The 19,003-nt window shown below is 38.0% G+C and carries 17 protein-coding genes; 9 read left to right on the top strand and 8 right to left on the bottom strand.

The window, feature by feature from the left end; genetic code table 11:
• Nucleotides 1-172: 172 nt before the first annotated feature.
• From O0V13_RS18340 to O0V13_RS18325, 4 genes are all read left to right on the top strand, one after another.
• Nucleotides 173-1,057, top strand: a complete 885-nt coding sequence (locus tag O0V13_RS18340; protein ID WP_268036443.1) for a DsrE family protein — start codon at nt 173-175, stop codon at nt 1,055-1,057.
• 190 nt (nt 1,058-1,247) lie between these two features.
• Nucleotides 1,248-1,736 (top strand): hypothetical protein, encoded by a 489-nt coding sequence (locus tag O0V13_RS18335; protein WP_268036442.1) that lies wholly within the window; start codon nt 1,248-1,250, stop codon nt 1,734-1,736.
• A 136-nt stretch (nt 1,737-1,872) separates the two neighbouring features.
• A complete protein-coding gene (locus O0V13_RS18330) occupies nt 1,873-2,382 on the top strand; it encodes a hypothetical protein (RefSeq protein WP_268036441.1) in 510 nt (169 codons plus the stop codon).
• 2 nt (nt 2,383-2,384) lie between these two features.
• A complete protein-coding gene (locus O0V13_RS18325) occupies nt 2,385-3,077 on the top strand; it encodes a cyclase family protein (RefSeq protein WP_268036440.1) in 693 nt (230 codons plus the stop codon).
• Here the strand turns inward: O0V13_RS18325 and O0V13_RS18320 are convergent, their stop codons facing one another.
• The 5 genes from O0V13_RS18320 to O0V13_RS18300 all read right to left on the bottom strand — a co-directional run bounded on the left by O0V13_RS18320 (nt 3,078) and on the right by O0V13_RS18300 (nt 11,142).
• The gene (locus O0V13_RS18320; RefSeq protein ID WP_268036439.1) at nt 3,078-4,736 is read right to left on the bottom strand and encodes an amidase; all 1,659 of its coding nucleotides are present in this window, start codon (nt 4,734-4,736) and stop codon (nt 3,078-3,080) included.
• Nucleotides 4,737-4,930: 194 nt separating this feature from the next.
• Nucleotides 4,931-6,370 (bottom strand): efflux transporter outer membrane subunit, encoded by a 1,440-nt coding sequence (locus tag O0V13_RS18315; RefSeq protein ID WP_268036438.1) that lies wholly within the window; start codon nt 6,368-6,370, stop codon nt 4,931-4,933.
• On the bottom strand, nt 6,367-9,534 hold the full coding sequence (locus O0V13_RS18310; protein WP_268036437.1) for an efflux RND transporter permease subunit: 3,168 nt from the start codon (nt 9,532-9,534) through the stop codon (nt 6,367-6,369). Before O0V13_RS18310 ends, O0V13_RS18315 begins: the two co-directional genes overlap by 4 nt.
• 28 nt (nt 9,535-9,562) lie before the next feature.
• Entirely contained in the window at nt 9,563-10,750 is a 1,188-nt protein-coding gene (locus O0V13_RS18305) for an efflux RND transporter periplasmic adaptor subunit (RefSeq protein ID WP_268036436.1), read from the bottom strand.
• A 56-nt stretch (nt 10,751-10,806) separates the two neighbouring features.
• Nucleotides 10,807-11,142 (bottom strand): hypothetical protein, encoded by a 336-nt coding sequence (locus O0V13_RS18300; RefSeq protein ID WP_268036435.1) that lies wholly within the window; start codon nt 11,140-11,142, stop codon nt 10,807-10,809.
• A 607-nt stretch (nt 11,143-11,749) separates the two neighbouring features.
• Here O0V13_RS18300 and O0V13_RS18295 point away from each other — a divergent pair.
• Together O0V13_RS18295 and O0V13_RS18290 are read left to right on the top strand one after the other, a co-directional pair.
• Nucleotides 11,750-12,487 carry a glycosyltransferase gene (locus O0V13_RS18295; RefSeq protein ID WP_268036434.1) on the top strand — a complete coding sequence of 246 codons (738 nt, stop codon included), beginning with the start codon at nt 11,750-11,752 and terminating at the stop codon, nt 12,485-12,487.
• Nucleotides 12,484-14,733 carry a lipid-A-disaccharide synthase N-terminal domain-containing protein gene (locus O0V13_RS18290; protein WP_268036433.1) on the top strand — a complete coding sequence of 750 codons (2,250 nt, stop codon included), beginning with the start codon at nt 12,484-12,486 and terminating at the stop codon, nt 14,731-14,733. Before O0V13_RS18295 ends, O0V13_RS18290 begins: the two co-directional genes overlap by 4 nt.
• A 50-nt stretch (nt 14,734-14,783) precedes the next feature.
• Here the strand turns inward: O0V13_RS18290 and O0V13_RS18285 are convergent, their stop codons facing one another.
• The gene (locus tag O0V13_RS18285) at nt 14,784-14,984 is read right to left on the bottom strand and encodes a dodecin family protein (RefSeq protein ID WP_268036432.1); all 201 of its coding nucleotides are present in this window, start codon (nt 14,982-14,984) and stop codon (nt 14,784-14,786) included.
• A 183-nt stretch (nt 14,985-15,167) separates the two neighbouring features.
• Complete coding sequence (locus O0V13_RS18280; RefSeq protein WP_268036431.1) at nt 15,168-16,046, bottom strand: aldose 1-epimerase family protein; 879 nt, start codon at nt 16,044-16,046, stop codon at nt 15,168-15,170.
• A 227-nt stretch (nt 16,047-16,273) separates the two neighbouring features.
• Here O0V13_RS18280 and O0V13_RS18275 point away from each other — a divergent pair, with 227 nt between their 5' ends.
• The 3 genes from O0V13_RS18275 to O0V13_RS18265 all read left to right on the top strand — a co-directional run bounded on the left by O0V13_RS18275 (nt 16,274) and on the right by O0V13_RS18265 (nt 18,428).
• Nucleotides 16,274-17,134: a hypothetical protein gene (locus O0V13_RS18275; protein WP_268036430.1), complete on the top strand. Its 861-nt coding sequence runs from the start codon at nt 16,274-16,276 to the stop codon at nt 17,132-17,134.
• A gap of 4 nt (nt 17,135-17,138) precedes the next feature.
• Nucleotides 17,139-17,534, top strand: coding sequence for a hypothetical protein (locus tag O0V13_RS18270; RefSeq protein ID WP_268036429.1), 396 nt, complete (start codon nt 17,139-17,141; stop codon nt 17,532-17,534).
• Nucleotides 17,535-17,978: 444 nt separating this feature from the next.
• Nucleotides 17,979-18,428: a GNAT family N-acetyltransferase gene (locus O0V13_RS18265; RefSeq protein ID WP_268036428.1), complete on the top strand. Its 450-nt coding sequence runs from the start codon at nt 17,979-17,981 to the stop codon at nt 18,426-18,428.
• Between the two features lie 7 nt (nt 18,429-18,435).
• On the opposite strand, the gene O0V13_RS18260 is transcribed toward O0V13_RS18265, so the two are convergent.
• Complete coding sequence (locus O0V13_RS18260; protein WP_268036427.1) at nt 18,436-18,735, bottom strand: DUF3892 domain-containing protein; 300 nt, start codon at nt 18,733-18,735, stop codon at nt 18,436-18,438.
• Nucleotides 18,736-19,003 lie beyond the last annotated feature (268 nt).

Genomic DNA, 19,003 nt, shown 5'->3' with positions numbered 1-19,003 from the left:
CAAAAAAAATTGAAAAGACCTGCAAGTAGATTTTGCAGGTCTTTTTTTTTCAATATAAAACGAATATATCTATAAGTTTGATCCTTGATTTAGTTCAACTATTGTATCTGCTTGAAAAATAGGTTTTTATGGTTTAAATTGAAGGTAATCTTTTTACTTTCAATCCATTTTTATGATACGATATTCTTTAGTTTTCTTATTCTTATTTGTAGGTTCTATAGAGTCTAATGGCCAATATTTACAATACCTTACAACTTGTAATTGTGCGAAAAAAGTGGATAATCCTGATTATTGGGATAAATCTATGGAGCTTATTTCTTCAAGCCTTCAATCCTTAAAGGAGAATGGAGATTTATACAATTACGAATTGGCGGCAATGCCCATGGAAAGCAAAGATTCTGTAGAACTGGGTATGGTGATATTTGCAAAAGATCGTGATGAATTCATGAAAGCTACCAATCATTGGGAAAGCGAGTATCCAGAAATCCTCATAAATATATCAGAGTTGTGTGTAAATCGAATGGATATTTTAATGAATTCTAGACCTAGTTATTATCCAGAGATCACATTATTTGGCTCTAATGTATATACTATCGAAGAGGTTGAATACATCCCTGATACTACAATAGAGTATAAGATAGTTTTTGATATGACTTCTTATACAACACAAAGAGTCAGAGGTGAGAAAACGGATAATTTTGATCCCTTTCCACCGAATCTTGGTTTAATGGAAATAGGAAGGATTTACAATCTACATGTGGGATCAGGTATTCCTTCAGACAAACTGAATATAGTAGTTGCAGTACATGGTAACGCGATCTACGCATTTTTAACGGAGGAGGCTTATTTTAGAAAATACGCTCACCATAATATGAACATTGAATACATACAAGAATTAAGTGTGGCAGGAGTACAATTTTTCCTTTGTGGTCAATCAAATTCAAGGCATTCTAGATCAGACTTTGTTTCGGAAGTTCAATTTGCCTTTTCTGCACAACCTATTTTAAATGAATATCAGATGAAAGGCTATGCACTTAAGTTTCTAAAAAATGAATAAATATAATTTCTGAGTTTTCTCAGGTATTTTTTGACCTAAAAGTCCACTTTCTATAAGAGAAATACAATTATCTAATTCTTATGATAGTAGTATATGTTTGAGAATCATTTTATAGATGATTTTTTATCAAATTCTGGAATTGGACAAACCCCTCTTTTGATAATCTGTTGGTATATAAAAACTATTTCACATGCTAAAAAAACTAACGGCCATCATTTTTATCCTTGCCAGTAATTACATTTTTGTTCCTGCTGTTTTAGCTCAGAAGTTCAGTGATGGTATAGGGGCAATGACAACTTTTTTTGACTTCACTTCTAATGGGAAGGAAAGAATTATTCATGATCAAATTATACTCAAGAGAGGAAATAGAACCTTGTTTCTTACTCATGATAATGGAGCGGGGCTAGGATATGAATCTTTTCATTTGGAATTAACAGTTGACAAGAAGTTTGAATCTGTGGTTTCAGAAGAAAAAAAAACTAGAAATCACTGGGAACTCATATTTTATAAAAAAAAGGGAGAAGTACTTTCAATAATTCATATTCCTGAAGATCAGGTGAAATACCTGAGTAATCCAGACAATTCAATGAGTTTTTACAGCATTGATTTGACTGATGTTCCAATTGTTATTTTCAATAGAACCAGTAGTATCGATATCAAACATCTCAGGAAAGAGTAGACAGTGATGCGGACCTTTTAAGGTTTATATCCAAAAAGGAAAAGGATTAAAGCCATTGGTTTTTTTCCAATAAAGTCTTTATATAAATTATTTAACCCTCATTCCTTGTTACCGTAGGAATAGATAAAACTTTAGTATGCTCAAAAAACTTACTGCAATTATTATTATCCTAAGTAGCAATTACATTTATTTTTCAAACGCCCTTGCTCAAAATCTCAGTGAAAAACTTGGTGCTATAGAAACAGGTTTTACCATGACATCTTATGGACAGGATAAGGAAATAGTTGAGCAGTTTATTATTAAACGAGCTGAAAAAATAGAAAATATGGGCACTTCACCTTTTTATGATAATGCCTATGGCCTTGCCTTGGGCTATGAATCTTTTCACTTGGAAGTGGTGGTCACGAAGAAACTTGAAACCGTAGAGTCTGACAATAAAGAAGACCTTTGGAGTTGGGAGTTGAGCCTATTCGACAAAGATGGGCAAAAAATATACACTACATTATTACCAAATAGGCAAGTTACATTTTCGAGCAATCCTGATGAATCGTTGACCTATTATAATATTGATTTGCAAGGCTTTCCGCTAGCTCCTTTAAATCAAGCTCATCATTTGGATTTGTTTTATTATGGAAAAATTGATTAGCAATGCCTGAAATCATTGATCTAAGTCAGGAGATTTTTGAAGGGATGCCTGTTTTTAAATCTCTTCCTCAAGTAAAAATGGAAATTCATGTCAGCCATGAAGATTGGGAAGGAATCGAAAATCCTGAAAACCCAACACCTAGTGTCCATCGATTGGAATTGGGAGAACATACAGGAACTCATGTGGATGCTAGAAATCATATGGCGAAGGAGTATGTTGGGCACTCTATCGATAAAATGCCTTTAACCATGTTTTATACTTCAGGTTTCTGTGTTGATTTTAGAAGAAAAGATCTTCAACAATTGATTACGAAAGATGAATTGAGATCTACCATTCAATCAACGGGTGAAAGTTTGAATAAGGGAGACACTTTATTGATTTGTACAGATCATTACAAAAAGCATTTCCAGACAGAAAACTGGTCAAATGGTCCAGGAATTGATGCTGAGGCAGCAGAATGGCTCGGGCAAATGGAAATTGCTGCGTTTGGGGTGGAAACCATGAACCCCGGCGTCAGTGGTGTTTCTAACCGCCAGGTTCATGAAATCTGTGGCAAATACAATTTTACCCATTATGAAAACCTGATCAACCTAGACCAATTGCTCGGTAGGGGTAGGTTTAGATTCATAGGGCTTCCATTGAAAATAAGAGGAGGTACGGGCTCTCCGGTTCGAGCTGTAGCAGTTTTTGAATGATCAGTCCACAAATTTTGGTGGATGCTTTTCATCAAAATCTGTCAATTCCTGGTAGACTTTCGCAAAAGCAATAATTGAACCTTCATCATACAAATTTCCAATCAATGTAATACTGGTAGGTCTACCATCCTTGTCAAACCCATTGGGAACCGAAACTACTGGATGTCCTGTCAAATTGGTCAAGAACAACTGACGTCCTCGGTTGGATGGAGCAATAATCACATCGTATTGCTGAAACAACTTGTTGGTTTCTTCAATCATTTGTCTTCGTTGACGATTGGCTTGAAGGTATTCCACTGCTGGAATAAATCGAGATTGTCTTAATGAATTAGCTCTCGATCCTCCATGCTGCTCAACCATAGTATCAACTTCACCAGATCTCACTAAGTCATCGAAGAATGTGCCTGCTTCTGCTCTTAAAATGATGTCAAATACGGAATAAGGATAGTTTGTAGGCAATTCAATAGAGTCCATTTGAACTCCCAAATCTTGATAAACTTTTAATGCGGCTCTGGTATTATCTCCATATTCAGTTGTGTCTGAATCAATGTCCTTTTTGAGGTAAGCTACTTTAAAGTCTTTCACATTTTTCTTTTGCATACTAAAGCCCACTTCATTGGTGGATGGATCTTGCCAATCTTTCCCATATATAGCTTCAAAAACGATAGCACAATCTTCGGCATTTCTCGCTAATGGTCCCACCTTGTCCATAGACCAGCTCAAAGCCATGACGCCATACCTGCTGACTCTTCCGTAGGTTGGTCTTAAGCCCGTTACACCATTTCTGGTAGCCGGAGCCGTGATGGACCCTAAGGTTTCTGTGCCCAAAGCAAATGGAACTAAACCAGCTGATGTAGCTGAACCTGAACCTGCAGATGAGCCACTTGCTCCCTGCGTCAAATCCCATGGGTTTTTAGTCTTACCACCAAACCAAACATCACCTCTAGCCAAGGATCCTGAAACTAATTTTGCAACCAAAACAGCACCTTGAGCCTCCAGTTTTTTAACTACCGTGGAAGTGTAATCAATCATCTGATCTTTGTAGGGTTCTGCTCCCCATGTCGTTGGATAGCCTTCCACTGCCATCAAATCTTTCACTCCATAGGGAATGCCATGAAGGATTCCTCTATAATTTCCAGATGCGATTTCCTGATCGGCTTTCTTGGCTTGAGCCATTGCCAGGTCTTCAGTCAGAGTAATTACTGCTTCCAATTGTGCATCGTATTTCTTGATTCTTTCAATAAAAAGTTGGGTTAAATCCTCTGAGCTAATCTTTTGATTTTTGATCAATGAAGCCAATTTGGGAATTGGATAGAATGCCAAATCTTGAAGGTTTTCTGGCAATTCTACATCTCCAGGTATTTCAAAAACTGGACTTGGACCTTTTTCTGGAAAAGTAAATCCGAGAGGATGGGGGTCAAAAGTAACTGCTGGAAATGTCTCATTGGAAGTTTCATAGGATCTCAAACTATCGTATCCACTTTTATTCCTTTCCAGATACCCATGCATGGTTTTAATGTTCTCCTTAGAAAACTCTAACCCAATTAACTTTTCACTTCTTTTGATATCCTTATCGCTAAATGTAGACTCCTTGGTTTTACAGGAGTCCGTGGCCCAAATGAGAGTAAATAAGCCAACTATGGGGTATATTTTCTTCATGATTAAGGAATAATAGTGTTTGTTTCTTAGCAATGCATTAAATTTTCGACCTCTGGAATTCAATCAACAAATTACTCCATTTCACTAGACTGGGAAATTATTTGGGGATGATTGCATTCATTTTTATATGAATAGAAAAAGGGATACTGTATCAGCATCCCTTTCAATTTATTGGTTTTCTAATTGGTCTTTTTTTAGTTCCAACCACCGCCAAGGGCTTTATATAGTCTTACATTGGCTTGAAGTCGAGAGGCCTTCAAATCCGCTAATTCAATCGCGGATTCCAAGGTTCTGCTTTGGGCATTGATTACCTCGAGATAGTTTGCATAACCTACCGAGAAGAGGGTATTGGAGTGCTCAATTGCTCTTTCAAGAACTGAAACCTCATATTGCTTCATCTTTAGCTGCTGATCGTAGGTGTCCATTTGATTGATCAAATCCAGCACTTCTAAATAAGCATTCAAGGTCTTCTTCTCGTATTCCAATAGAGCAATTTGCTGATCAGTTTTTGCAACTTCATAAAGAGATCTGATTTCTCTTCTGTTGAAAATTGGAGCTGTCAATCCAGCACCAAACTGATAGATTCCTGAACCAGGACTCAAGAAGAGTTTGCTGAAATCAAATGCATTGAACCCTGCCATTCCAAACAAGTTGAAAGAAGGGTAGAAGGCAGCTTTAGCGGCATGAACATCAGCTTTACTTGCTTCCAGTTGCATTTCTGCTTCCTTCAAATCAGGTCGGTTTTGAATCAATTCAGAAGGAAGTCCAGTTTCCAATTCATTCTGAATGGTAATTGCTTCATCCAGATCCATTCTCTGCAGAGAGAAATCCAAGGAACCTACTAGTCTTGCTAAATCGTATTCAGCACTTTTCAACTCCCTGTTTTTGGCCTGTAATTGAGCTTTTGTATTCAGCACCAAAGCTTCAAATTGATCAATCGCCAACTGATTGGCTTTTCCACCTTCTTTGAGTTCGGTAATCAATTGCAGAGCCAATTCCTGAAGGCTGATGTTTTCTTCCAATACTTCGATTTCCTGATCCAATGCCAAAAGGTGATAGTAATTAGATGCAACTTCGGATATCAACCAAGTCTGGATATTTCGACTCATTTCCTCAGAAGCCATCAATCTAGCTACTGCTGCTTTTTTGCGACTTCTTAATTTCCCCCAAACATCAATTTCCCAAGAAAACTCAGCTCCAACTAAGAAATCTTTGTAAGGTGACGGGATCTTTTTATCCGCAGGTACATTGTCAGAAAGATTGGTATCATCATTACCAACTCCATCCATGGTATATTCTCCAAACTTTCTTTTTGCCGCTCCAGCATTTAGTGAAAAAGCAGGAAGAATTCCTCTTTTAGCATTGAGCATGGAAGCTCTAGCAGCATTGATTTTCAATAAAGTCTGTTGATTGTCCTGATTGTTGGTTAGAGCTGCCTGAATGAGTGACTTCAGCTCCTCGTCTTGGAAAAACTCAGTCCAAATTATCTGGGAACTATTTGATGCACTATCTAAAACTGCTGTTTCATAGGTTTCTGGCAAATTTAAACTTGATTCAGGTAATGAATCTTGTTGTACTTTACATCCGGCCAGAAGGACGAAAGACAAGGCGATTTTTAAAGTCTTGGATCTCATAGTTCTAGTACCGGTTCTTGTTTTACTGTATTTTGTCTCTGTGCCTTTTTGGATTTCATTTTAGTATCAATGGTTTCAAAAACCACATACAATCCAGGAATCAAGAATACTCCGATCAAAGTCCCGATAAACATCCCACCAGCTGCAGCAGTACCAATGGTTCTGTTACCAATTGCACCTGCTCCAGAAGCGATGGTCAAAGGAATCAAACCACAGATAAAGGCGAATGATGTCATCAAAATAGGTCTTAGTCGCTCGACACCACCCTTGATGGCACTTTCCAATATGCCAAGTCCTTTATTTCTGTTTTGAATCGCGATCTCAATGATTAGGATGGCATTTTTACCCAATAAACCAATCAACATGACCAGGGAAACCTGAGCGTAGATATCATTTTGCAAGCCCACTAAATTCAAGAAGAAGTAGGAACCGAAAATCCCTGCAGGAAGAGAAAGGATTACAGAAAGAGGTAGCATATAACTCTCGTACTGTGCAGCCAAAAGCAAATACACAAATACTAAACAGATCAAGAAAATATAGACTGCCTGATTTCCAGAGGCGATTTGCTCTCTGGTAATACCGGACCAGTCAATCGAGAACCCTCTAGGCAAGGTTTGCAAAGCAACTTCCTCTACAGCTTTGATGGCATCCCCAGAAGAATAGCCTTCCGCTGCTTCACCGGAAACCATTGCCGAGCTAAACATATTATATCTCGTCAACTGCTCAGGCCCATAGACTCTTTCCAAACTTACGAAGTTGGAGTAAGGAACCATCTCGCCATCCTTGTTTTTGGCAAACATGGTCAAGAGTGATTCTGGTGATGTTCTGTATTCTGGAGAAGCCTGAATCATCACTTTATACATTTGGCCGTATCGAATGAAGTTGGAGGCATAAAAACTACCAATGTAGCTTTGCAAAGTTGCCATTGCATCTTGAACAGACACTCCAAGCTTGGCCGCTTTATCATGATCCACACTGATCATAAACTGAGGGAAAGTTGGGTCAAAGTTGGTGAAAACAGCATCCAATTCTGGTCTGTCATTCAATGCCTGAACAAACTCTTCAGTCACCAAGGCCATATTGTCCAAATCACCTCCAGACTTGTCCTGAAGTCTCATTTCAAAACCAGAAGCATTACCAAATCCAGGTACTGGGGGAGGAGCAAAGAATTGAATATCAGCTCCTTTGATATGGGCAGTTCTTTCAGAGTAATCAAGGATCAATTCATTGACACTCATTTCTCTCTGATCCCATGATTTCAAATTGATCATACCCATTCCGTAGGAAGCACCAGCAGTTTCTGTCAAAAGCGAATATCCAGCTAGGGTAGAAACTGTCTCTACTTCGTCCAAAGGTAAAAGAGCTGCCTGAACCTGATCCATGATTTCTGTTGTTCGATCTACCGTTGCTCCTGGAGGTGTGGTGACATTCACATAAATCATCCCTTGGTCTTCATTCGGGATAAAGCCGGTAGGTACGATTGAAATCATGCCATATGTCAAAGCAAAGAAGATAAACAATGCACCAAAAGTTACCGCTCTTCTTCCCGCAGTACCTGAGATGATATTAGTGTATTTGCCTGCCAAAGCATCGTATTTCGCATTGAATCCATCAAAGAAACGTTGCATGGCACCTTTCTTCTTGTTTGGATCATGGGACATTGGCTTCAGCATCATCGCACACAGGGCAGGTGATAAAGTCAAAGCATTGATACCTGAAATCACAATGGCTATAGCAAGAGTTAAAGAGAACTGCCTATAGAAAATCCCAACCGGTCCAGAAAGGAAACTTACTGGGATAAATACTGCAGACATTACCAAAGTAATTGCGACGATTGCACCACCGATTTCCTTCATTGCTTCGATCGTTGCATCAAAAGCATTGAGGTGGAGATCATGCATTTTCACGTGCACTGCTTCCACAACAACGATTGCATTATCCACTACAATACCAATCGCCAATACCAATGCAAATAGCGTCAACAAGTTGATAGAGAAGCCAAACATCTGCATGAAAAACAGGGTTCCGACCAAGGAAACTGGCACTGCAATCGCAGGAATCAAAGTAGATCTAAAGTCCTGAAGGAATAGGAAAACGACAATAAATACGAGGATAAATGCTTCGATCAAAGTCTTGATTACCTCATGAATCGAAGCATCTAGGAAACGACTGACATCATAGGAAACATTGTAAGACATTCCTGGAGGGAAGGATGTGCCTTCCAATTCCTCCATTTTGATTTTGATGTTTTCAATCACCTCACTTGCATTGGAGCCAGGTCTTTGCTTTAGCATGATGGATGCTGAAGGTCTACCATCAGTCATAGACATCATGTTATAGTCTAATGCATCAAATTCGATGTCGGCAACATCCTTCAATTTCAATAAGGAACCATCAGGCAGGGCTTTTAAAGTAATATTTTCAAACTCACTTTCTTGGTTAAACTTACCGGTGTATTTCAAGACATATTGCAAAGCTTGAGGATCCCGATCAGATGAGATCCCTGATTTACCAGGAGCTGCTTCCACATTTTGGTTTTGGATCGCATCAGTCACATCCTGAGGGGAAATATCATAGGCAGCTAAACGATCTGGCTTCAGCCAAACTCGCATTGCATAATCCTTCATACCCATGATTTCAGCGAAACCAACTCCATCAATACGCTTCAATTCAGGAAGAATATTGATATCAGCAAAGTTGTAAACGAACTTCTCATCCTGCGCAGGATCGGAGGTGATCAGGTTGAGGTAAAGCAACATACTGTTTACCTCTTTTTCGGTCATAACACCTGCACGGATTACTTCTTCTGGTAATTCATCGACTACAGTCGCGACTCTGTTTTGGACGTTTACAGCAGCCTGATCTGGATCAGTTCCTACCTGGAAAATAATAGTGATCAATGTGATCCCTTCATTGGTATTCACCGAATACATATACTCCATACCCGGCACCCCGTTTATCGCTCGTTCTAGTGGGGTTGCTACTGCTTTTGCCAAAACTTCAGCGTTCGCTCCAGTGTATTTTGCAGTTACTGTTACGGATGGAGGAACGATGTCTGGGAACTGTGTGATTGGCAATGAGGTCAGCGCCAGTATTCCCAAAAGGGTAATAAAAACCGAGATGACCGTCGATAAAATCGGTCTTCTGATAAATAATTCAAACATAGTGGGTACTAAATGTGGTTTGGCCTAATCAGCGAACAGTTACAAAATCTTGGTAAACATCAGCAGCCGCAATGGATTTTGGTTCAACCAAACTTCCGTCTTGAACCTGCTGGATACCCTCATAGACAATCTTATCACCTGGGTTGAATCCTTCAGCCAAGTAATAATTGCCATATCGCTGGATTGGCTTAAAGCTTCTCACTTTTACCACATTTTCCTCATCCACCATGTACACATAGGTAAAGTCTTGAATTTCAAAAGTTGACTTTTGAGGAATCAAATACACATCTTCTAGCTTGGAAAGCATCTGGATTTTACCGGAAGCACCATGCTTGATCAACTGATTTGGATTGGGGAATCTCACTCGGAAACCAATGGAGCCGGTACCTGATTCAATATCACCTTCGGTAGTTTCTAAAATACCTTTATCAGGATAAATCTGTCCATCGGAAAGAATCAGAGTCAATTGCTCATTCAAATCATCAGCTGAACCATCTTCAATTTTGGTTCTCATGAAGTTCAAATATTCGTTCTCATTGACTTTGTAGTAAGCGAAAACGGAAGAAATATCAGTGATAGATGTCAATAAATCGTTTTCAGCCACCAAGCTTCCGATTTTATGAGGGATTCTATCCACGATTCCATCAAAAGGAGCTTTGACAGTAGTATAAGAAAGCCCAGTTCTTGCTGCTTTTAGCTGAGATTCAGCCTGAGCAATTTCCGAATCAGTCACTGCCTTTTTGGATTTTGCCAATTCCAATTCAGAAGGGGAGATGATTTTTTTGTCTACTAGGATTTGAAGTCTTTCGACTTCAACCAATGCTGCTTTTTGCTCAGCTTTTGCTCTCATCAGATTGGCACGAGCAGAATTGACCATTTCATTAAATTCCTCACTGGAAAGCTGAAAAAGAGACTGGCCTTTTTTTACGAACTGACCTTCATCGACATAGATGTTGTCAACAAATCCTGAAACTTTAGAGCGGACATCCACAAACTGAACAGCTTGAATATCACAGATATATGTTTGAGGAACTTCTACATCGGTTGGCTCCAAGGCCAGCACTGGGATTTCCAATGCCTTCTTATTTTTTTTGGACTTATTGGGATTGGATTGACAAGAAACAACTGTCAAAAAAGCCAATACTAAGATTGGGATAGATAAATAGGATTCAAGGCTTTTCCTACTGGAAAAACCAAGGGGCTTACTAGTTTTCATTTATAGGGTATTTAAGATAGAATTTGAATTAATCGCGGGCTGAAAAACCCGGTTAATCAAGGAGCATTTGCCTTAATGGCAGTTTTTATCCTTTTGGAAAACTCATCAATTTCTTCTACAGGAGAGTAGCTTGAACTGATTTTGCACTGAAAGAATGTGAGACCCAAATCTTTGAATGTATCCAAAGGATCTTGGAATCGCTCACTTGATCTGTTCTTTTGAGTCGCCCTAAAAATTTTGACTAGAGCAGAAATGCTTTCTGAAGATGGTTGGAGAACTTCTATCACGTTCTCCTGAACGCATGGTTCAAATACGAACTCTGTCGATAACTCATCGGCAGATAATGGGGTGATCCCTACTGTAAAAAGAAAAATCAGAAAGAGAAACCTCATAATTATTACTCCGAATTTGTGTCTTGTAATCTGAACGTTTAATGGAGGGTTTTTTGTCTATTGAATGCTTTAAATTAATACAGGATGTTTAAATTCTTTTTATAAAAATTCAAAAAAGTGTCTATTTTTTTGTTGAGTGGTAGGAAGATTGAGTCATTGGTTAACGAATAGATAAATAACTGGCCAAATGTTTACATTTTGTCATTTTGAAAAAATAGCTTTTTACAGCGAAACCTGTTTCTTTATTCATATTTATTCTTCCTTAAAATTTAAGTAAAATTGATTCAATATACTTATAATGATTAATCTGGATTTTTATTGAATAAGATTATCCGCAATCTCACCTGTTTAATCAGGTATCGGCTAAAAAGTAGCTTTGAAGTACTAGTCTTGCAAACTTCGGTCACCCGTCATCCCCGCCTGCAGCTGGGCTGGGGTCATCCGTCACTTGTAAACAAAGGGAATTTAACCAGTTGTGCAAAAACGGATATTCATATTATTGAAAATGAAAAATTAGATATCTATAATCTTAAGAGAAAATTAAGAGAAATGATTTAGTTCGCTAATTTTGAATAGCTACTTTTCAAATTGTTTCTCTAAGAGCATCATGTCAGATTTAACAATTCTAATCCCTATTTTCAATGAGGAAGAGGGAATAGATAGAATACCCCAAGCATTCGAATCCTATCTCAATGAAACTGATCTTGAGGTTGAAATTTTATTGGTCAATGATGGTTCGACTGATAATAGCCTAGAAAAAATTATCGAAATCTGTAGAGATAATCCACAGTTTAATTTTATTTCTTTTTCCAAAAATTGTGGCTTAAGTGCAGCATTGTATACTGGTTTTCAATATGTAAATTCCAAATGGGTAGGCTATATTGATGGAGATTTGCAGACAGATCCTATGGATTTTTTGAAATTGGAAGCTTTTAGGTTGGACTATGAATTGGTGACAGGTTATCGAGCTAATCGAAAGGACACTTGGGTAAAAAGGCAAACATCTTCCTTTGCAAATGGCTTTCGAAATTGGGTTTTGAAGGACGGAGTAAGAGATTCTGGATGTCCACTCAAGATCCTTCAAACAAAGTCAGCTAAAAAATTAAGTCCTTTTAAAGGAATGCACCGCTTTTTTCCGGCTTTAATCCAGATCCAGGGTGGAAAAGTCAAAGAAATTGCTGTTAATCATTTTCCTAGGATTTCTGGCGAGAGTAAGTTTGGTTTCAATAATCGTCTATTTGGACCTATTATGGATATGTTTGCAGTCAGGTGGATGAAAAAACGGAGACTTTCTCTTCCTAAAAGCTCTGAAATTAGTCATGAACAAAGGCCCCTTATTTCATGAATCCAATGGTATTATTGGGACTTGGTTTTTTGGCTCAGGGAATGTTCTCTGCCAGATTCTTGATCCAATTTGTCAAAACCGAGAAGTCAGGAAAAGTAGCCAACCCGCTTATTTTTTGGCAACTGAGTTTATTTGCATCCTTGCTTTTGATGGTTTATGGGACTTTCAGACATGATATGATTATTGTTGTTGGTCAGCTCATAGGTTACTATATCTACATCAGGAATCTACAGCTGAAAAACTCATGGAAACTCTTCCCAAGTCCCTTTAGAGTTTTGTTTTTGATTCTTCCGGTGTTCTTTTTCACCTATTTGATTGGCTTCAGGGAAAATGATTTTTTCAGACTATTAAACAATCCGGAAATGGATGTAATCCTGCTGACTTGGGGAAGCATTGGGCAGGTGATATTTACAGCTAGATTTGTGATTCAATGGCTTGTTTCAGAAAAGGAAAAAGAGTCTGTCTTCCCAAATTCATTTTGGATCGTTTCAATAATCGGAGCTTTGATCATTGCGATCTATGCAATCGTAAGAAAGGATGCAGTTTTATTTATAGGTCAATCATTTGGTTTGGTAGTATACTTAAGAAACTTGTGGCTAGCTTACCTGCCAGGAAAAAAAGAGAAGGGAGATTTGATATTGAAACTAAAAGATAGCGGAATTTACATTCTTTTGATTTTAATGGCCATGGTCTTATTTTTTAATTTGGGAGCTTGGTCCGTTACTGAAAGTAGTGAGGCCAGATACGCTCAAATTGGCAAGGAAATGTTTGAATCCGGAGACTGGATTCATCCAAAATTGATGGAGATTCATCATTATCATAAACCTCCTTTTACTTATTGGCTGACTGCATTATCCTATAAAATCTTCGGGATTTCTCCTTTTTCAGCCAGATTTTTCTTACAGATATCTGCTCTGATTCAGATCGTATTGGCTTATTTTTTGGCTCAGCTTGCCTTTAAAGACAAACGAAAGGCTCTCTTGTCTGCTATACTGTATGCAGCTTGTCCATTGCTAATAATTGGAGCACGTGGATTGACCACAGATATGTTTTTGACCACTTGGGTATTGGCAGGTATTTATTTCAATTGGAAATATCGCGATGAAAAAAGACCACTTTTTGCTCTGTTAAGTTTCATTTGCTACGGCTTTGGTTTTTTGACCAAAGGACCTGTAGTTTGGATTGTTCCTTTCACCTTAGAATTAGCTTGGTGGATCAGGGCGAGGAAAAAGCCTCAATTCAAGTGGCCACAAATAATTGGCTGGCTAGTTATGCTAGGTATCGGCTTCAGTTGGTTTATTTATCTCTATATCGAGGATCAAAGATTTTTGGATTACTTCCTGTTTAAACACACTGTGCAGAGATTTGCTTCTGATACATTTAAGAGAGGACAGCCTTTTTATTTCTATTGGGTGATCCTTTTGATTTTGAGTTTCCCTTGGTTTTTGTTGATTTTGACTCGGGTAAAAAAGCTTTGGAAATCCAATACAGAAACCGCCGTTTTAATGTTTGGCTTTTTGGTTTCTTTGGTTTTCTTTTCGATAAGTCAATCAAAATTGATCTTGTATATTCTTCCATTGATGGCTGGGATGATTCTGGTTGCCGTGGACTCTTGGGAAGAGCTTTCTACCAACTCTAAGATGAAATGGGAAAAAGCACAATTAATACTTCATTTGTTGATTTGGGGAGGTTTCTGTTTGGTTCCTTGGATCGAACCAAGAGCAGTTTTGTCTATGAAGTTTTGGTTGATTTGGTTTTTGACGATCTCGATTTTGTTGGCTTTATGGAAAACAGGAATCCAGGTTAAAAACCGGGCTATTTTTTCCTCATTGGTATTTACTGTTGGCTTGACCCTGATTGCCTCCTATTTTTTCTCTGCTAACCCAGGCTTGGTCAATGATACCAAAAGGGTAGTAGAGCTAATCGATGAAGTATCTCCTTCAGATGAGAGAGTTGTCATCTTTGACAAAAGACTTCCATCCATTTTGTTCAATTCTGATAGGGATGTTATATCTATTTACGATGGGGATGATGGCTTGAATCGAGAAGTTCAATTTGAACCGGATGAAAGATGGAAAGAGTACTTGATCAATCTCAAAGAAGATCCTAATTGGATTCAAGATCCAAGTCATCAAAAAGGAATTTGGCTTGCGAAAGAAAGGAGGGAAATGCCTGAATTACAGAGTGGAAAAATTTGGAAAGAGCTGGGAAGAATTGATGGTTATAAGCTGTTGAGGATAGAATAAAAAACGCAGACCTAGACCTGCGTTTTTTACTCTTATTCGAATGACTCTAATCAATCCACTCTAAAGGACACTTTACAAATAGCTCCATAGGAAATTACTTTTCCATCCTTTACATGGGCTTTGATATCTTTGACATATACTGAATCAATATTTCTGACAGTTTTGGAAACCTCAGTTACTGCTTTTTGAATAGAATCCTCAATGCTTTTTTCCGATGAGGCAATTACCTCGATTACTTTTACAATTGACATAAAATTTTGGGTTGTTAGTGAAACATAATCCTAACAATTCAAATCCGAAGCCAATTGAAGAAACTTCAATTAGCGGATGTTTTAAAGAATTAGGATTACTAAAAAGTAAGAAAATTTACCCAAAATGTGGAATATGTTGCCGATAAATACTTAAAGGAAAGGATATTAGTATATAAGTTCTTATTATTCCAAAACATCTATTGTATAGCATTTAACCTCTGTTTGGTTTGGAGAAAGCTTTCTGATTCCGTCTTTTTCTGATAGGATTCCAGAATGATCAGCAGCATCACCAACGCCAAGCCAGGGTTCAATACATACAAAAGCCGCTCCAGGCTTTGCCCAAATTCCCAAATAGTCAAAGTCATTGAATTCCATGGCTACTAAAGGTCCTCGATCTTTATGGTTCAGGGTAATGCTTCTGGATTTTAGATGTTTGAATATCAAAGCATCTCCATCAAAAATATGTTCGTGAAGCTGAATTGTCGAACTATTGTCCAAGACTTTGTCGCTTTTATCTCCAATCAATCCTCCTGGAAGAATATGATAAGTGCAATCATTTTCCACCTCCGGAAACCCCAGGGAATATTCGCTTAAAGTGGTTTCACCCTCGATAGGACAAATGAATGCCGGATGTGCTCCAATTGAATAATACATATCCTCACTTCCGGAATTTGTGACAGAATGGGATACTTTCAGGCATTTATGCTTCAGCTCAAAACTTACTTCAAAAATGAATTCGAAAGGATAAACAGCTAAGGTTTCATTATCTGATTTCAATTGGAAAACAATGGAATTCTTATCCTGCTTGACAACTTTCGCTTTTTCATTGTTTCGGATAAATCCATGTTTGTCAAGATGATATTCTTTACCCAAATGGCTGGTTTTACCATCTTTTAGAGCTCCGACTATCGGAAAAAGTATTGGGGCTTGACCAGCCCAAACTGCAGGATCTCCCTGCCATAGATACTCGAATTCGTTTTCTTTGTTTTTGATGGAGCTTATCTCCATTCCGCGATGATTGATTTGTATTTGAAGAGAATCTGATTCTAGTGTATAGGTCATAGGTTAATTAATAAAGCCCCGAAAATAATGGAGAATTGAGAAATTCGAAAAGAGAAATTAGAATTTGGAAAACGATCAATCCCGATGATTATCGTGGATCAGGATTCAATATTGAAGGAGATAAGTAAGTCTTGGTTTATGTCAGGCCTTTTTCGCATTTATATTCGAAATTTTATATCTTGATTCTCAGATATTTTTAGAACAGGTTTCGTTCAAAATCTTGATATATGCGATCATTTTTAATTCTTAAAAACCTACTATTTCTATTAGCGCCTTTTTCAATATTCTCTTGTGTCAATTTGAAAACAGTTCAGGGTTTCTCAAACACCTCATCCACGGGTCTTCAGCAGTTTGAAGAAATTCACTATACCTTTTTGGATCACTGTCAGGATAGATGCTTTGAAATTGCCGTACATGAATTTCAGTTAGAACGTGAATTGGAATGCGAGTGTGGAGATTTCATTTCAGCGGATAGTGTGACTCAGGTGATTTATTCTACCATCAATGGCTACCTATTGGGTTTAGGTGAATTGGCTCAGAATAATCTGACCACTTATCGAACCAATGATTTGACTGGGGCCCTGACAGCTCAACAGCTAGGGCCTGTATCCATTGATGAATCTGTTGTAGGCGCTTTTTCAGCCCTTTCAAACACACTACTTCGCTCCACAACGGACTTTTACCGTCGTCGGAAAATTGCCTCCTATATTGAGAAGGCCAATGATCCTCTTCAAGTTTTATTGAAGAAGTTTGAACAGATTGTTCAGGCTAATTTGAAAGGAGAACTGCAGTTCAAAAAAGAGCGACTTTATGGAAATTTCATTGAGTTGAAATTGAACAATACCCTGGAATCAGACTTTGAAAAGCGAAAAGCAGGGGAGGATTATTACAATGCTCTTTTGGAAATAAACCGACTAGAAAAGATGATTGATATCTACGCAAAAAGCCTTCATGAAATAGCTGATGGTCATCAGGTTTTGTATGATAAAAGAGATAAACTTTCTCTCAAAGACCTTGCGGTAGATCTGATGGATTATTCCTCAGAAATTCAAGTTTTGAACACTGAGTTTAATAAACTAAATCAATGAAAGTATGGCTAATTTGACATCAGAACAGGCTAAACAACTTTCGGATAACTTTTTCATGCTTTCCACGGCTTTGCTGGATTTTAGAGTTGCCAATTGGGATTCTTTAAGTAAGGAAAATCACCAGGTTTTAAGTGATGCAAGGTCCAAAAGTTTGGAGTTCGGGGAGCAAATCCTGGCCTTTGCCACAAGTCTGATCATGAATGAAGTTACCGAATCGTTAGATACCATCAATCAGGTAACAAGTGATATAAAGGGGACGATCAAAAACCTCAAGAATATCCAGAAAGGCCTCAATATTGCTGCAGCTATTTTGGTTTTGGGAATAGCGGTCTTGGAAAAGGATCCTGGAAAAATAGGAGAATCCATCAAAGGAATGGTAGTTACTTGGGGAGAAGGGTGAAATGATCAATGACCAATGATCAATAGACAATCCCGATGAATATCGTGGATCAATCATGAATATCTCTAGGGTCTCTGCGGCAAAAACGGATTTAGGATTTACGATATCCGATCTACGAGCAAGAATACCTTTGTGAAACCTCCGAGTTCTCTGTGGCTCTGTGGTAAAAATGGATTTACGTTTTGCAAATTCCGATTTAAGGGCATCAAATCTCCTGACTACAATAAAATTATCAGAATCTCTAATCCTTAGATTTAAAGATCCGTGAGGACAGGGATCGGGCGGGAAATTATCAGAATCTCGAATCTCTCCCGGTATTCTTATCGGGATCTCTATTCACTGTTATTCGCATATTTGAATTTGGGGCAGAATTCCTTCTTGCTAAAAATTTGGACTAACCATCAATCCAAATGATATTAGCTTCCCATTTGAAAATTAAAGTCCATGAACCCAACTTTTACTGTTAAGTCCTTTTCTGAATTGAGCAATGTGGAACTATATGAATTGCTTCGATTGAGATCAGAAGTCTTTGTGGTGGAACAAAACTGCGTTTTCCTGGATCAGGATAATAAGGACCAGAAATGCCATCATTTGATGCTTTGGGAAGGAGAAGAAATGGTCGGTTATACCCGTTTGGTGCCAACAGGTTTATCTTATCAAGAAATTGCGATAGGAAGAGTAGTGACTTCTCCGGCTGCAAGAGGAAAAGGGTATGGTAGAGTTTTGATGGAAAAATCCATTGAACAATGTCAAGCTATTTTTGGATCTGGCCCCATTCGAATTGGAGCTCAAACCTATGCCTTAGGCTTTTATTCTTCCTTGGGTTTTGTGGCAGAGGGAGACACATATGATGAGGATGGGATTGAGCATATTGAGATGGTCTGGAAGCCTTAAAACTCTTTCAAATAGCCTGCAAAAATGAATACTCAGGCAATTCATCTAGTAGATTGTAGATATATCCCTTTCCTGTAGAAGTCAGGTAATATTCGGAATCATAAAGGGAAGCGAGACGGACAGGAATTTCTAGTTGATTTTCTACGATAAAGAAATTCCAATTATCATTTTGGATCTTTTCAATTGCTTGGTCTAAGGACAAATTCCAAATCTCGCCTGAAGGAGTTACTCCCCCAAAGGATTTCAGCTCACCATGATTCTTTCCTCCTTTATATCTCATTGCCCAAAAAATCTGATATCTTTTCATAGCTTGGTTTAGTTTTATTTTTAACTCTTAAAACAATATTTTATTGTGAAATTGGATAAATCACAAAATAAATTCTGAACTGAATATCTACAAAGGTTAAGTAACTTCAAATTTCGTTAAGAAGATTTAAGGAAAGGAGAATGTTGGAAGTGGGATGTCTGGCAGTAGGATGATATAGAGATTGAGAGAACGAAGATTTAGAGATTTGGCGGAAGACGAAAATCTGAAATCAGAAAGCTAAAGTCAGAATGTCAATCCCTAATATCAA

The sequence above is a fragment of the Algoriphagus sp. PAP.12 genome (assembly GCF_026652115.1).
GTDB lineage: Bacteria > Bacteroidota > Bacteroidia > Cytophagales > Cyclobacteriaceae > Algoriphagus.
Note: the sequence above shows the minus strand (reverse complement) of the source record. Positions and strands in the feature narration are given on the sequence as shown.